Origin of the sequence: Alicyclobacillus fastidiosus (genome assembly GCF_026651875.1) — a bacterium.
Taxonomy (GTDB): Bacteria; Bacillota; Bacilli; order Alicyclobacillales; family Alicyclobacillaceae; genus Alicyclobacillus; species Alicyclobacillus fastidiosus.
Map to the genome: position 1 here is coordinate 1,712,822 of NZ_CP104067.1, position 15,747 is coordinate 1,728,568.

The 15,747-nt window shown below is 47.5% G+C and carries 13 protein-coding genes and 3 pseudogenes; 13 read left to right on the top strand and 3 right to left on the bottom strand.

The window, feature by feature from the left end:
- Nucleotides 1–161: 161 nt before the first annotated feature.
- Nucleotides 162–575 carry an alpha/beta hydrolase family protein gene (locus NZD89_RS08480; protein WP_268007287.1) on the bottom strand — a complete coding sequence of 138 codons (414 nt, stop codon included), beginning with the start codon at nucleotides 573–575 and terminating at the stop codon, nucleotides 162–164.
- A gap of 477 nt (nucleotides 576–1,052) precedes the next feature.
- Between NZD89_RS08480 and NZD89_RS08485 the strand changes: the two genes are divergently transcribed.
- From NZD89_RS08485 to NZD89_RS08505, 5 genes and pseudogenes are all read left to right on the top strand, one after another.
- Nucleotides 1,053–2,249 (top strand): iron-containing alcohol dehydrogenase, encoded by a 1,197-nt coding sequence (locus NZD89_RS08485; protein WP_268007288.1) that lies wholly within the window; start codon nucleotides 1,053–1,055, stop codon nucleotides 2,247–2,249.
- A gap of 169 nt (nucleotides 2,250–2,418) precedes the next feature.
- A complete protein-coding gene (locus NZD89_RS08490; RefSeq protein WP_268007289.1) occupies nucleotides 2,419–3,813 on the top strand; it encodes an MFS transporter in 1,395 nt (464 codons plus the stop codon).
- A gap of 123 nt (nucleotides 3,814–3,936) precedes the next feature.
- Nucleotides 3,937–5,376 (top strand): sigma-54 interaction domain-containing protein, encoded by a 1,440-nt coding sequence (locus tag NZD89_RS08495; RefSeq protein WP_268007290.1) that lies wholly within the window; start codon nucleotides 3,937–3,939, stop codon nucleotides 5,374–5,376.
- A gap of 60 nt (nucleotides 5,377–5,436) precedes the next feature.
- A pseudogene (locus tag NZD89_RS08500) lies at nucleotides 5,437–5,588 on the top strand (succinyl-CoA--3-ketoacid-CoA transferase); the annotation flags it as partial.
- Nucleotides 5,589–6,383, top strand: coding sequence for a 3-hydroxybutyrate dehydrogenase (locus tag NZD89_RS08505; RefSeq protein ID WP_268007292.1), 795 nt, complete (start codon nucleotides 5,589–5,591; stop codon nucleotides 6,381–6,383). It abuts the pseudogene before it with no gap.
- Between the two features lie 223 nt (nucleotides 6,384–6,606).
- On the opposite strand, the gene NZD89_RS08510 is transcribed toward NZD89_RS08505, so the two are convergent.
- Entirely contained in the window at nucleotides 6,607–7,332 is a 726-nt protein-coding gene (locus NZD89_RS08510) for a GntR family transcriptional regulator (RefSeq protein WP_268007293.1), read from the bottom strand.
- Nucleotides 7,333–7,763: 431 nt separating this feature from the next.
- Here NZD89_RS08510 and NZD89_RS08515 point away from each other — a divergent pair, with 431 nt between their 5' ends.
- Together NZD89_RS08515 and NZD89_RS08520 are read left to right on the top strand one after the other, a co-directional pair.
- Complete coding sequence (locus NZD89_RS08515) at nucleotides 7,764–8,783, top strand: MFS transporter (RefSeq protein WP_268007295.1); 1,020 nt, start codon at nucleotides 7,764–7,766, stop codon at nucleotides 8,781–8,783.
- A gap of 360 nt (nucleotides 8,784–9,143) precedes the next feature.
- Nucleotides 9,144–9,920: an SDR family NAD(P)-dependent oxidoreductase gene (locus tag NZD89_RS08520; RefSeq protein ID WP_268007296.1), complete on the top strand. Its 777-nt coding sequence runs from the start codon at nucleotides 9,144–9,146 to the stop codon at nucleotides 9,918–9,920.
- Nucleotides 9,921–10,065: 145 nt separating this feature from the next.
- Here the strand turns inward: NZD89_RS08520 and NZD89_RS08525 are convergent, their stop codons facing one another.
- Nucleotides 10,066–10,962 carry an AraC family transcriptional regulator gene (locus NZD89_RS08525; protein WP_268007297.1) on the bottom strand — a complete coding sequence of 299 codons (897 nt, stop codon included), beginning with the start codon at nucleotides 10,960–10,962 and terminating at the stop codon, nucleotides 10,066–10,068.
- 316 nt (nucleotides 10,963–11,278) lie between these two features.
- On the opposite strand from NZD89_RS08525, the gene NZD89_RS08530 reads away from it, so the two are divergent.
- The 6 genes and pseudogenes from NZD89_RS08530 to NZD89_RS08555 all read left to right on the top strand — a co-directional run bounded on the left by NZD89_RS08530 (nucleotide 11,279) and on the right by NZD89_RS08555 (nucleotide 15,722).
- Nucleotides 11,279–11,656 (top strand): VOC family protein, encoded by a 378-nt coding sequence (locus NZD89_RS08530; protein ID WP_268007298.1) that lies wholly within the window; start codon nucleotides 11,279–11,281, stop codon nucleotides 11,654–11,656.
- 681 nt (nucleotides 11,657–12,337) lie between these two features.
- Nucleotides 12,338–12,553 carry a hypothetical protein gene (locus NZD89_RS08535; RefSeq protein WP_268007299.1) on the top strand — a complete coding sequence of 72 codons (216 nt, stop codon included), beginning with the start codon at nucleotides 12,338–12,340 and terminating at the stop codon, nucleotides 12,551–12,553.
- A 525-nt stretch (nucleotides 12,554–13,078) separates the two neighbouring features.
- A complete protein-coding gene (locus NZD89_RS08540; protein WP_268007300.1) occupies nucleotides 13,079–13,435 on the top strand; it encodes a hypothetical protein in 357 nt (118 codons plus the stop codon).
- Between the two features lie 533 nt (nucleotides 13,436–13,968).
- Nucleotides 13,969–14,076 (top strand): annotated as a pseudogene (locus tag NZD89_RS08545) (tyrosine-type recombinase/integrase); the annotation flags it as partial.
- A gap of 260 nt (nucleotides 14,077–14,336) precedes the next feature.
- Nucleotides 14,337–14,534 carry a hypothetical protein gene (locus NZD89_RS08550; protein WP_268007301.1) on the top strand — a complete coding sequence of 66 codons (198 nt, stop codon included), beginning with the start codon at nucleotides 14,337–14,339 and terminating at the stop codon, nucleotides 14,532–14,534.
- Between the two features lie 388 nt (nucleotides 14,535–14,922).
- Nucleotides 14,923–15,722: pseudogene (locus NZD89_RS08555) on the top strand (alpha/beta fold hydrolase).
- Nucleotides 15,723–15,747 lie beyond the last annotated feature (25 nt).

A 15,747-nucleotide genomic window follows, 5' to 3' on the forward strand; every position in this document is an offset into this window, starting at 1 on the left:
ATAAGCCGAGTATATGTGCGAACGATGTAGGGGGTCAACGAAAGTATGGTGTATCCGCTCATTTTTGCCTGTTTTGTTATGATGTCATAACAAGTTAAAAAACAGCCACTTCCTATGGCTGTTTCGCATCGCAGTCATTTTGGGGTTGTGGTCTGCCTCTCTTACGAGAGGCCTGCCGCGGCCTTGAAGTGATGAACCTGGTTCAGCCAATCCAATGTCAGCCGTCGCAATTTTTCCGAACTGTCCCCAGAAGAGTAGGTGTGGTCAGCCTCCCGCAGCACCTCAGCTCGGCACGTCTGCGCACTTGAGCCGAATGCATCGAAATAGAGTGAACAATCGCTCACAGGAATTTCCTCGTCTGACGTCCCGTGGACCACAAGGGCCCGGCCTGCAAAGTGTTTGGCGGCCTCTAGTGGATGGTGTGCCGCTAAGGAGTCAAAAAACGAGGGTGTAAGGCCATACCCGAGGTAACAGGCGGTGCCCAGACGATAGCAGTCGTTCAGTACGTCATTGCCAAAGTCGATCCGGCCAACTGTAACTGATGAAACTCCTCCATTGGCTGTAGCCTCCCGCATACCTTGCCTATTCCCATACCACCTTTGCACGTTTCTCTGGCACATGTAAGGGAGCCGTTTCACGCCGGCAAGGGAGATCTAGTTTATGTCAAGTATATCTTGAGGGTATGTCGAACCTATTTCAAAATAACATTAAACCGATTGTTTTTGTTTGTTTTGTAATAACGTTATACACCGTTGGAAGAAACTGTGCTCCCTGCTGGGGAGAACAGTTCTTCTGTAGCTGTTTTTGTACCACATGAGCGACAACGCCACGTATGTGTCTGAATACACAGACATAATGTGTAGGGGAATCGGTACATAAGCCGACACTGTCGTCGCATGTATTTTGAGATAAATATAAAGACAAAAAGCGTTTGGCGCCCTATTTTCCGTGTTGCGCATGATTCGAAATTATTTTAATAAATCTCCATCTTGTTGGCATGGAATTTGCTTTAAGTGAAGTGTGGAGGCTAAATGTGTAAAGGAGTGACCACGATGAGTTCAGTTCGAGAGTTCCGCGTACCAGAGCTCGTATATACCGGGGTAGGATCACTACAGAAGATAACGACAGTTGTACCGAGTGTCGGATCGAAAGCCCTGATAGTCAGTGACGCAATCATGACAGACTTGGGGTACGTTGCTCGAGTCGCAGAACTGTTGGCTAGCGCTGGAGTCGCGCATGAAGTGTATTCTGGCGTCGATGCTGAGCCGACGGACGTGCATGTAGAAGAGGCATTGGGTGTCTTTGCGGCAAAGGGCTGCGATGTAGTGATTGGCCTTGGTGGTGGGAGTTGTATCGACGCCGCGAAAGCGGTTGCCGTCATGGCAGTAAATCAAGGTTATATCGGAGACTACATGGGGGAGCGAAAATGGTTCAATGAGAAAGCAATTCCGCTCATTGCAATTCCGACCACAGCTGGAACCGGGTCGGAAGTCTCAAGTGTCACAGTGATTACCAATACCAAGGATGACATCAAGATGATGATTCGCCAGCGAGCACTCATCCCATCTGTCGCCATTGTCGATCCGGCGCTAACCATTTCGTCTCCACCCAATGTAACTGCCGCGACAGGCATTGACGCGCTGTGTCACGCCATCGAAGCTTATCTCTCGAAACGCAGTCATCCACTGACGGACACCTTGGCTCTGTCAGCTATCCAAAAAATTGTGAATTATATTGGGCGAGCGTACGCCAATGGCGAAGATCTAGATGCGCGCGAAGCCATGTCGATTGCGGCGATGGAAGCCGGGATGGCCTTTACGAACGCGTCTGTCGGCTTGGTACATGGGATGTCTCGTCCGATAGGGGCCATTTTCCACGTACCGCACGGCGTGTCGAATGCGATGCTGTTACCCACTGTTTTGGAGTATTCGAAAGATGCTTGTACACAACGACTAGCCGATATCGGAAGAGTGCTCAATCCATCGCTTCAATGTAAGTCTGACGAAGATTTGGCAACTTACGTGGTCGAGCAAGTGAAACAGCTGTGTGCAAGTGTAAAGATCCCTAATATGCAGCAATGGGGAATTGATGTAAACGAGTTTGAGCGGGTACTCGATAAGATGGCGACAGATGCAATTGCAAGCGGCAGTCCTGCAAACAATCCAAAAGTGCCTTTACATGATGAGATTGTCGAACTCTACAAAACAGCTTACACGGCTGATTTCGCGGTGGTGAAAGCGGATTCCTAATCGATAAAAATTGAGTCATTAGCAAAGGAACAGATATCGACTACGGAGGAAACGAAGACATGACAACCACTTCGACAGAAATAGAGACAGTGAAAAACTATGTAGGTGGCCAGTGGGTTGAGGCAGAAACCGGAGATTACCATTGTGGTTTGGAAGGGAGACTGGATTTATGTCTTCAGCACCGAAGAACAATCCATTATCAAGGCTTGAACGGATACCTGTTTGGCCGCATGGGTATCGGTTATTAATCGTACTTGGTTTAGGATATTTCTTTTCATTTTTCGACATCACGAATATCTCGTATGGGATTCCGGTCATTACAAAGCAGTTCGGTGTTTCCTCCAGTCTAGCTTCCACCGCTGTTACCACCAGTTTAGTTGGGTACATCATTGGTGCCATTATCGTAAGTGTCATCAGTGACTATTTTGGTCGACGAATGGCTTTGATAGCAGGGATTACATTGTATACGGTTGGTTCATTGGCAACGGCATTCAGTCCAGACGTCACGTGGCTCATTGTCTGGCGCTTCATCGTCGGCATGGGGATTGGAACGATGATCTCTCAGGTATCGACGTATATGGGGGAGATTTCGCCAGCTGTCTTACGCGGTCGCTTCACAGGCTTGGCAAACGTCTTTGCGTTTGCTGGATTAGCCGCTGTACCTTTTACGGCGATGTGGCTTGTTCCGCATTACTCGTGGGGATGGCGTGCACTGTTGTTTGTCGGTGCACTCGGTGGCCTGACGATGCTGTTTATGGCACGTGACCTGATTGAATCCCCTCGGTGGTTAATTATTCACGGTCATTATGATAAGGCTGTCGCGTTAGTGGATAAAGTTGAACAACAGGCGATGAGGAAAATGGGGACCACAGAGCTGCCGCCGATTGTCGAAATTCCATTTGAAGAAACGGCACACGAATTCCCCATTCTGTCGCTTTTGCGACCACCCTATGTCTGGCGGATGCTCATTCTGTTACTCTACTGGTTTCTCTGGTATGTGGGAGACTATGCATACCTGGGCATGGCGCCGACTGTGCTCGTGCAATCCGGCTTTGGGTTGGGCAACAGCATTGGCTTCTCTGCCATTTCAGGCATCGGGTTCGTCGTGGGTGCACTCTACGTGTTGTTCTTTGGGGATAAATTCGAGCGGAAGTACTCGCTCATGGTAATGGGGATCGTCGGCGGCATCGCCGTCATCATTGCCGGTGTTGCACCTTCCCCAGTAATGGTCATTATCGCAGGATTTCTGTTTACCACGACGATTGCCATGTTGTCGATTATTGGCTACATCATTACGGCTGAACACTTCCCAACGCGGGCTAGAAGTTCCGGTCTCGCGATGTGCGATGGCATCGGTCACTTAGGTGGGGCTGTGGCGCCAGCCATTACGTTAGGTGCGTTTAACGCGTGGGGATTTTCGGGTGCATTCGGTTTGATGGGTGTCGCAACGTTGGCATCCCTGATTTTCATCGCAATGACTAGTCGAGCAACCCGGAAAAACCTCGAAATTGTAAACGATGCACACGGTAAGGACATTCACGCATCGTCCATGACCATCAACTAAGTGTAAAATTTATCGTATCGATAGGTTAGAAAAGTTGATTCACTTACAACTATCGAAGACTGCATGTGCGTCGGACAAAGACTGAGGTGCAGTCTTCCCATCTCTTCAAGGAGGTTCAGTTGTATGCATGCCATCCGAAATTCTACAGACGTGCTCCAACTGATCCTAGATACGATGTACGAGGGAATTGTACTGGTAGATGAACAGGGTCATATTCTGGAAATGAACCAGGCCTACCTTAAGCTATTAGACATGGAGCGGGATGCGGTCATTGGCCGGCACGTGACAGATGTGATTGAAAACACGCGGATGCACAAAGTTCTGGAGACAGGGATTCCAGAACGGGGGCATCTCCAGCAACTTCAGGGTCATGACATGATTGTGCATCGGATCCCAATTTGGCAAGACGGAAAAATGATTGGCGCGTTAGGTGTTCTCATTTTTGAAAGCATCGGTGAACTCTATCGCATTATCGAGCGGACTCAAGAAATCCTGCGATCCGATAATGCCGGACCATCAGACTTGCGTCAGGATGTCGAAACGATTCCCCAGCGGCGTGCTTATACGATTGACGAGACCATTGGTCAGAGTCAATCTATTATGTTACTGAAGCAAATGGCCAAAAAGGCAGCCAAGACACCTGTTACGGTCCTCATCACGGGTGAAAGTGGTACCGGTAAAGAGGTCATGGCACAAGGGATTCACTACGAAAGTAACAGAGCAAACGGCCCTTTCGTCAGCGTGAATTGTGCAGCCATTCCGGAAAACCTGCTTGAAACCGAGTTGTTTGGATACGATGACGGCGCCTTTACAGGTGCGAAAAAAGGAGGGAAGCCGGGACAAATTGAGTTGGCGCACATGGGGACGTTGTTTTTGGACGAAATAGGGGATATGCCTGTGAACATGCAGGCGAAACTACTTAGAGTTTTGGAAGAGAGAGAAATTCAGCGGGTTGGTGGCATCACCAAGCGGTATGTGAATACGAGAATTATTTCCGCGACGAACCGCGATTTGGAGCAAATGGTCCAGAAGGGGCAATTTCGTGAAGACCTGTACTACCGACTCAACATTATCCGTCTTCACTTACCTCCATTAAGAGAGCGCAGAGAGGATATTCCCGTTCTCCTTGCGTTTTACTTAGAGGAGGTATCAAAGCGGTTACAAAAGTCACTTGTCCATTTGTCGTCGGACGTGGTCGGGCTGCTTGTGAGATACGACTGGCCAGGAAACATTCGAGAATTGGTTCATACAGTGGAGGTTTTAGTGAGTCTAGCCGATTCGAACCACATCACAATTTCTGACTTTCCACCGCACTTGACCAAATTTTTCGCATCACCATATGACTTAGGCGTTACAGAGCGAACACCGACTCCAAACGTCGATGTAAGCAGAATGGAATATCATCGTTCAAACGGTGTTCGAGACTCGATAGCGAACTATGAAAAAAAGATGATTGAGGATGCCTTGGCGGACGCAGCGGGAAATAAGTCGTTGGCGGCGCAAAAACTTGGTATTCATCGTTCTACGCTCTATGAGAAGTTGAAGCGCTACAATCTCAACTAAAACTATGCGGCTCGTACGTCGGTGAAAACAAAGAGTTCGAAAGACAAGTCCTCGCAGGTGATTGCCGAGGTTGAGCAACTGGTAGAGGCCGGACAGCTCAAAAGGGGACGATACATACACCTGGCATTTACGTGCAAAAGTTGATTGACGGGCAGCAAGAAAAGCGGATCGAAAAGAGGACCATCACGATCCCCGATGGGAGTGAGAGATAGATGAGTGAGAACAAACTCACCCTTCACGGCCGGACCGCCATTATCACTGGCGCCGCGAGTGGAATCGGTTTCGCTGTGGCACAATGCTTCGCACAAGCAGGCGCGAATGTCGTGCTATCTGATATCAATGCGCAACAGGCGAACTTTCGTGCAGAGGAACTTCGGAATTCGAATTATCGAGTCGCTGCTTTCCCAGCGGATGCGAGTCAGGAAGCAGACATGCAAAAATTGATTGAGTTTGCCGTACGTAAATTTGCTACTGTAGACGTCTTTGTAAATAACGCGGGTATGCAATACGTCTCGAGCCTTGAGAATTTTCCGGTAGCGAAATTTGAACAGATGATTCGATTGATGCTCATCGGCCCTTTCATCTCCACAAAAACCGTGTTTCCCATCATGAAGAAAAACGGCTACGGTCGAATTATTAACATGGCTTCGGTCAATGGGCTGATTGGATTCGCAGGGAAAGCTGCTTATAATTCAGCGAAACATGGCGTGATTGGGTTGACGAAAGTCTCTGCCCTCGAGGGCGCTTCGCACGGGATCACGGTGAATGCACTATGCCCGGGATACGTTGATACGCCGCTTGTGCGCAACCAACTTGCGGACATCGCCCGTTCACGTGGTGTACCCGAGGAGAAGGTGCTTGAAGAAGTCATATACCCACTTGTTCCGCAGCAGCGCTTACTCACGGTGGAAGAAGTAGCCAACTACGCGCTGTTCTTAGCTTCAGACTTAGGTCGAAGCATTACTGGTCAGGCTGTAGTCATGGATGGAGGGTATCTAGCACAATAAATTCGCAGTGAAGTTTTCTTTCAGTGGAAATTGTACCGTTCAAATGCCGTTCGTTTGGTTCTACGCTGTCTTGCATACCTATAGGGACTCAAAGAGATTCAAATGTAAAAAACGAGCGGAGAGTGCCCCGCTCGTTCATTACAATCTCGGCATTACAGTTCATTCGGTTCAATAAGTCGCATGACGCCGTACGTATAAGTACAGACACACGTACAATCCACTGTTATTCCCGTGACAACTTAACTTCAAAGTGGTATCGACTGGACGCATAGCGAACTTCAGAGAATTCGACGGGGGTCCCGGTCTCGTCGGACGTCACGCGACGGATCATCAATATCGGTTCATCGGACTTGATAGATAGTTTCTGAATGTCCTCGTAGACTGCCCGTGTCGCATAGATCTCTTGTCGTCCGAAAGAGATTTTCACGCCGTACTGCTCAAAGAAACCGTAGACGTGATTGTATACATCTCTCAACTCAAGCGCAGTATCCAGGTTGAGTTGTGGGGGAGGAACCAAGTAGGATGTCTCGCGAAAAACCGGTGAACCTTCGACTTTGGCCAGGCGGCGGATTTGAATCACGTTGCTTGACGGCTTGACGTTGAGAAACTCTGCAACGATCATCGGGCACGTAGTTATCTGGCTCCCCTTTAGTTCAATCTCGACGGCGTACCCGTGTGACCTCAGCTCCTCCGCAAAACCGTGCAGTTTCGAGGCTGCGAATGCTTGTTCCCTCCCGACGAGGAACGTTCCCTTGCCTTGCCTCCGAATCAGGTAGCCTAACGAAACCAAATCCCGAATTGCCTGGCGGACGGTAATCCGGCTAACCCCCATTTCCTCAGCCAATTCGGACTCAGAGGGAATCTTGTCCCCGATGTGCCACTTTCCGTCTTGTATATCCTTCAGGATTTTGTTCTTTAGATGCTGATACAGAGGGACACTTGTCTTCATGTTTCAGCCTCCTTTGCCATCAAAGGTACGTTCGTTGTGCGCCTTCTCGCCGCCCATTGACTTTCTCCGGCGGCGTGTATCTCGTTGAAAACATCCAGTGTTGACTGTGTATAACAATATGTATAAGACTAATTAAATCGCTCGGAATTATCAACATTTTATTGGCCGCAGGTTTGCTTGAGCGCGAGGCACGCTGTAGTTTCGTTGAAATATGAGGATTAGGCAAGAACTTATGAAGTTCCGACATGGATCATCGGACTTCACAACAGTACTCTATAAACAATTGAAAACGCATTCATTCAAGTCTTTCGGAAGAGGGGGGAGGAAGTCAATCAGTGTTTCCGGCACGAGGGGGACGAATTCAGTGGGTTCGAACGGCAACTGGCAGGGCGAAGTAGAAGACAGAACCTTGAGAACGGGGTGAGTGCGACATGGATAAAAGTGTCCCGTCAAGACGTTGGTTACGCATTATTCCAGTGGCTTTGTTGATGTACACAATTGCGTATATCGATAAATCGAATGTGAGTTTTGCTTTTTCTGGCATGGAGAAGGACTTGGGCTTTGGGGCTACGGCATCTGGATTGGTCTCAGGAATATTATTTTTCGGATATTTGTTTACCCAGATGGCTGGCGGTTACATGGCGTCGCGAAGCAGTCCAAAGAAAATCGTATTTTGGTTGCTGATCGTCTGGGGTCTGTTCGCGATGCTGACCGGATTTGCACACAACTTAACCGAGTTATTAATCGCGAGATTTCTGCTTGGTTTAGCTGAAGGGGGCGTATTCCCTTCAACCATTGTGTTATTCAGCAAATGGTTCCCGAGTCATGAACGTGCCCGTGCAACTGGTTATTGGATCCTTTGTCAATCGCTCGGTTCCATCGTGATGGCCCCGCTATCCGGCTGGATTTTGTACCTGTTCAACTGGCGGTGGCTATTTTTTATAGAAGGAGCAATGCCGTGGGTGTGGGCTATTGTTTGGTGGATCTTTATATCTGACGACCCCAGGCAGGCAAAATGGATTTCGGAGGAAGAAAGATCCTACATCCTTACTGCCCTAGAAGCAGAACAGAAGACGATTCAACGAAGTAAGACAAATTATCTTGAAGCGCTGCGTGACAAACGAGTTTGGATCTTGCTCTTCTACTTGCTCTTCGAACAGATCGGGTATTACGGGGTCAGTATGTGGTTGCCTACCATCGTGAAGAGCTTTAGCCACCAAGGAAGCGTTGGGGTGGGGTATCTTACCGCTCTTCCCTGGATAGCGGCAATGATCGGAATCATCATCAACTCCAATCATTCGGACAGAACCGGTGAGCGCATTAAACATGCTTCTTATCCACTGATGATTGGTGCCCTTTTTTTTGGTCGCGTCCGTTTTAATCGGGGCGTCTCATCCGGTTTGGAGCCTCGTCTGCACCATTCTTGCCGTTGGCGTCATGAACTCTTATAACGGCGTAGTTTGGGCTATCCCCGCTTCGATATTCTCATCGAACAACCTAGGCGGGACAGTTGGGTTTATTAACGGAATCGCGAACCTGGGAGGATTCTTCGGCCCCTTTATCGTTGGATTTCTGATTCAGTCCAGTGGACATTTCTTGTATGGAACGATATTTAATGCGCTGTGCCTCATTGTTGCGGGCCTTGTTATTCTCCCTCTTGCCAATCCAGGTTTTAAAAGTGGCAAGGGCCAACATATAAGCCATGTAGCCAGTTCAAAATAGCCCACCTAGTCAGTCTTTGGGTGGCGGACTTTGTATGGCTACCTAGGTCAATGATTGCATTCAAACATACGGAAAAGGTGGTAGGGTGCATGAAACCGGATTATATGCAACTTAGTGGAAAAATTGCGCTTGTCACAGGTGCGGGCGGGGGCATTGGCCGTGCTGTTGCGCTTGACCTTGCCGAATTAGGGGCTAAAGTTGCGGTGAATTATCTGAGTAATGGAGACGGTGCTAGGGAGACCGTTGAAACAATCCGCAAGCGGGGAGGCCAGGCTGTAGCCATTCAGGCAGATGTTACGAATGAAGAACAAATCCAAAGTCTTGTTCTGCAAACAGAAAAATCGTTTGGTGACACCATCGATATTTTGGTCAACAACGCAGGAACGCTTGTGGAACGTCGCGCAGTAGAGGACATGACTATGGATTTGTGGAAAAAGGTCATGGATGTCAACGTCACTTCAGCAGTATTTACAAGTAAAGCTGTGATTCCTGGAATGAAATCGAAGGGGTCTGGAAATATCATTAATTTGAGCTCTCTCGCCGCACATAACGGCGGAGGCTTAAGGGCCATTGCGTATGGTACTTCGAAGGGCGCAATTGTTACGTTCACTCGGGGACTAGCTAGAGAACTCGCACCATTTGGAATTCGTGTCAATTGCGTTGCGCCTGGATTCATCGATGACACGAAGTTTCATGCGACGTTTACCACTAGAGAGGCGCGTGACGCTACCATCGCGGCGATTCCCCTTGGTCGTGGAGGCGTTCCTCAAGACGTAAGTCGCAGCATCGTCTTTCTCGCAACTGAACAGAGTTCCTTTATAACCGGGGAGACGTTGGATATCAACGGTGGGGTACTGATGAGGTAGCACATCTTCCACAAGCCATCCAAGGTACAAAGTGGATTTGGGTGATTGTGAATGATCGGACGTGGGTGTGCTGTGAATTCGTTTGCAAGGTCGGTATCCACATGTGTGGTACCGACCTTTTTTCACATTGGACACATCGGTATGCTTAGAAGCTCAAAATGGGAGGTTGCGCATCGGTGATGAAATCCTGTTCGAGGATAATGTCTTTTCCGATGACCGTTCTCGTCTGTTCACGGTAGTTCGAAGGTGAGATGCCAATCTTGCCGTGAAACAGCCTTGAGAAGTAGTGGGGCGTCAAGCCTACCCGTTCAGCGATTTCTGTAATTGGGACATTGGTCATGCAGAGAAATTCCATGGCCTTTTCGAGACGAATGTTTTGCAGGTACTGTATTGGGGTAATCCCAGTCTTCGCACGAAACAGCTCGATCAGATAGTGCGGATGATAGCCCATATGATCAGCGAGCTCCTCCAATAAAATTTGCGACTGGAAGCGCTCTTTTAAGTAATCGATCATATGTTGCACGACGGGGTGATCGCTTGACACGTCCTGCGTGATTACACTTGTTATTTCATCCTGTGTGGTGGGGCTGCCACTACTATGAAGAATGGATAATAAGGCGCTCTTGAAACCGACGTCAATTCGGTAAGGAAAAATGGCGTTGGGATTGCGTAGATTCGCACAGGACAGATGGAACAGCTGTTTAAATTGGTTTGTATCCGTCACCACTTGCGGACCATGGACGTTGAATGTACGAATGAAATCAACCAGCTCGTCCTGGACGATGAATTTAAAGTCGAGCGTGGTCGTGTCAGCCGTGTAATGGAAACTGTGCTCGGCTCCTTGCTCAAACAAAAAACCATCGCCCGTGCGACACGGGAACGACTGGTTTTTCACGCGGACGGATCCCGCCCCTTCTGTTACTAGAATGAACTGAAAGAAGTCATCGTGAGCATGTGGCTTGACGCCGCTATTTCGTGAGTAATCAATGCGAGCGATCCACAAAACACGTAATTGGTTATCCCGCAATTGTTTTTCGCACACAGCTTTTTCCCCTTTCGCGAGATTTTTTCCCTTGCTCCGCTGAATTTCACCCTGTGCCACGGCTTCTTTGGTTACCTCAGCAACAATGGAAAGAATCGTTCACTGACAAGGTATGTTTAGTGAAAATCAACATAGAATGACTCGTCACGTCAGGAATAGAACTGAATTTGAAGGGTAGGTAGTCACCGTATTCATTGACCCTCTAAACTGCTGACTATCCAGCTTCTATCCACTGTTATCAGGCGTACGCTGAGATGACGATAAGTTCATGTGCTGCAGGGACCTTGACGCACTTCAGGCGAAGGAGGAAGCCTCCGTGATCGAGTGTCAGTATGTTCAACATGTCTCTCTCGCCGTTACCGATCTCAAAAGGGCTAGGCGATTTTACAAAAAGGTACTAGGACTTAAGGAAATCGAGCGACCAAAATTCCACTTTCCAGGAGCGTGGTTTGCGGCAGGTGCGCAACAACTGCACCTGATTGTCAATCCACGAGCGCAGACGTTGCGCGACATCTCGACCATCGATTCGATGGAGAGTCACTTTGCCATCCGCATCGCCAATTATGATGCCGCCATCAGACACTTATCGTCGCTCGGCGTCCCTTTCGTTGCCAAGCCAGACAGTGTCACAGGGTGGAAACAAATCTACGTTTGCGATCCCGACTGCAACGTCATCGAACTCAACAGTGAGTGAATAGGCGGGCTTTCCGACGCCTTCCTGTAATCCACCACTGTCTTACTTGTCGTCTTTGCCCCAAAACTTGCCCCACGACAGGAATGCTGGTGTTAGACAAAAGGCGAAAAAGCCCCAACGTGACGTGATAAGCGATACCAGTATGCAAAATACCAATCGCGAGAATGGTTCGAACGTGTCTTGGTTTCACGGCTGCTTCCTTCTTCCTCGTCATTGCACAATGCATCTACCCCCATGTTAACACTCGCGCGAGTACATATAGTTTAATCAGTTGGCTTCTTAGTTGTAGTTTAGCTGACCGATTAGGACTGAATTTAACTTTCACTTTCAAAAAGTGATACAAGAAGAAAAATACATAACTCACAGGTCCATACATCCAATAGGAGACGAAGTCCATGAATTCAAACTTGGAAGTATCGTTGACGTCGTAAAAACTCACTGTCGAGAATGGACAAACTCTTAGGCACCAGCGAAAACGCGATGATCGTCAACCATGCGAACAGCGCACAAACCGACAGATGCATTTTTTTACTGCCCTCTCCGACAATACCTTGTTTGGTGTTGCATCACTATCGTTCACCGTATCTTTTCGACTTAAACAACCGCCTTCATTGATGTAATCAAGGGAGAAGGGCATAGGATTCATTAAGATGAGGCATTGTTAACGTGAGGTGATCGTATATGAAAATGGAGTCGGTACAAGAACAGTTAAAACAATGGGGAGAAATCATGATCACGACAGATGCCGGCGAGACTTATGAAATCCACTTAGGGGACACGAAGTTCGACCTTCAAAATCGTGTGATCGTGCTATCCTCACCACATGCTGAGTACATCATTGATGGGGACGCAATTGAAAACGTGAAAAAACATTATGGTCACAAGGTAGAGAACTGAAAACTGACGTATCGCCGGGACAGGGGTTTCGACGTTTAAGGAGAGATTCAGTTCATCCACAGGCTGTATTCAGACAGACGGAGTACACTTCCTACATGAACACTGGGGTAGGACGGTAAAAGTGGCCGTCATGTCTGTTGAGCGAAGGTGGGGCTTACAGGCGTTTCGTTTTCAATGAAGTTTCAAAGTCGGCACGGTACACTGTGTTCAGTCGATGCATCTCTTCATGAACTTTCAGTCTCTATTACCCCCTTATCGGCCTTGCAGATTTGCAGGGCCACTTTTTTATCCTCCAATCGCATGATTTCCTCCCCATGCACACTCTTTGCAAGATGGAAACATCGATATAGGTGCGGATGACGGTACACCCTCTTTCTGAGATGGATTCAGATTACATACGAAGGATCCAAGGGGGAATGTGGAGAAATGTAGACGCCTTACCCTAAGGATAAACGATAGGAGTCACTGGCCAAATGATCTGATTAAACACAGGGATTTCTCATTGTCACGGAATGGAGAACGCGAATGGATAAAAGCGAATTGAAGGGCCTTATCGAATCAAGGTGCCGTGACGTCAAGGTGTGGTTCCTTGAGCAGGCGGAGTGGTTGCTGTTAAAGACGGCTGGAGATCAGGCATTTGGTGCGATTAGACTGAATCAGAAGCCTTTGGTTACGTTGTACGTTGACACTCAAACGGGACATCCTCTGGACTCGTTGTTACGTCTAAATGGAATACGCGTCGATTCAAGAATCAAAGAAGATTACATTGACAATAAGATTGACGTAGAGGACGACGCTTATGTTATTCCGAGCATCATCGATTACGCTGTTTCTTTGGGCATTGTTAAAACAGGAAGTAGGGTTCGAAGCTTGGAAGATTGACTTCGGTGTGTTCCGGGCAGAGTTGAGGTGCACCGAGTGGAACCCTGATGGGGCGTGAACCCATCAGATCTGGCCTTTCCTCGACAACCACTATCTGGTGATGATGATTCGTGGTTTCGATACTGCGACACAAATTCCACAAATTCCTTGATCGTATAGGGCCAAAGAGGGTGTAGAGTAATGGTAAACGGTATACTGAAGAGGGTGCGATGATTGGGGTTCAATCCAATGCCTTTGATGACTTATCTACGTGAACTATTGGGTCTTGAAGGCTGGTACTACAAACGAATGCAGAAGAAGATTAGTTCATATTGAAATAGCAGTCAAAATGTACGATGAGTGCATATTTGGCGCGTGTTTTACCGATTTTGCTTAACCCGTTTAAAACGTAGGGGCTTTTGAGACAATCAAAGGCTCCTGCAGGGCCACCTACAAATGATCTAGCAATGCCTGGGCTAAGCTGCCCGAACCACCTGCATTTGCAAAGGCGTAAAACCTGTTGGCGGTGTTAGGCTTGCCGATCATTCACGTTCCACGATCTTCGCTATACGCATGCAACTTGGTTGTTGGAAAGTGGAGTCGATCTCAAAACCGTTAGTCAACGATTAGGCCATTCATCAATCGAGGTAAAATCGCGGTAACTGCAGGCCCCTTTCTGCCAATCACCCATTGCGTACGCCCTTTGTCTTCCATCACATCTTCGACTATAGACAACAAGAAGTCTTATTCAAACTTTCTGATACCTTTATGCCCTTTGGTTATAACATCCTTTACTGGGGAAATGCATGGGGCTCAATTCCCTTCGCACGAGAGTGATTAATTTCCAGCATACATGATTGGATGGATACCATACTAAAACAGGCGATCGTGTTGAATCGAAAAGATAAGGTGGTGGATAAGGGTGGCGGATGGAAACCCGTTGCAGAATGTTGCGCGTAATATCGCAAAAGGTACGAGAAATGCCGCTTCAAACGGGGATATATTAGATACGGCAAGGTCAGCTGTACAAGGGGCGGTTACGGCTGGGCAAAAAGTAAGCAGCAACGTTGCAAAATCAGCCAGTAATATTGTAGACGCAATGCAACAAAACCAAAAGTAGATGAAAATGGTTAAATAATCCAGAATGGGAAGCGTGCATAAATCGGAGAAGGTGATGGTTCAGCCGAATGAATCAAACGTTGCTGAACCATCGCCGTAAGTTTTCCAAAATTGCGGTTTCTATGGTGGGCTGATTAGTTGGGTAGCACAGTGGTGGATCGTCTAGGTACTTCCTTTCAGACAGAACAATTAAGACGCTTAAGATGCCTTCAACTGGGTTCTTTCTGACCATTTAACATTCAATATGTGGTTTTTCATCACCACGTTTGACTCCTCTATGTCAGATGATTAAAACACTGATTACCTAATACTTTGTTAAGTAATTGTCCAAAATATTCGTGACTGTGACTGAATGACGGCTGTTGAACAGGTATCACGAGGTGAAGAACGTGCCGACGAAGATGATTAACGGGGTAAATCTTTATTACATTGCGAGGGGGCAAGGGGTCCCTATTATCCTTATTCACCCTCCTGTCTTGACTAGTATCAGTTTTGCCGCTCAATTACAAGAATTGTCCAAGGAGTATCGGACTATTGCTTTCGATATTCGTGGTCACGGTAAAAGCCAAGGTTCCAAGGACGCAATATCCTATCCGTTAATTGCTTCTGACATCAAAGAACTGATGAATAGCCTTCAAATCGACAAGGCTTATCTTTGTGGTTATTCAACAGGAGGATCAGTGGTATTGGAATTTCTATTACGTTATCCGGACCGTGCATATGGGGGCATCGTTGTCGGTGGCATATCAGAATGCACGACGTACGGTTAAAGGCTCGAATATCACTTGGTATTGTACTGACGAAATTAGGCGCAATGCGTACATTAGCGTTTGGACTAGCATGGAGCAATTCAGAACGAAAGATGTTTTGGGAAACATTCAGGGATGCTAAACGGGGGATTAGTAAAAATGCGGAACAATACTACCGATATAGCCTTAAGTATAACTGTACTGACGAGCTACCAGCAATAAAGCACCCTGTACTTCTTGTTTACGGTGAAAAGGATAAGGGTTTTCATTCGTATGGTCAGTTGTTGCATCAACTTCTCCCCCAAAATGAGTTAGTTGTTATATCGAATGTAAAACATCAAATTCCTTCAAAAGCTGCGGCAACCTTTCATAACGTGATAACTCAGTTTATAAACAAACGGTTAAAGGAATTGGAACTGCATTCAACAACGGACAAATGAGTTAAGTTAGAAAACGATGTGAGAA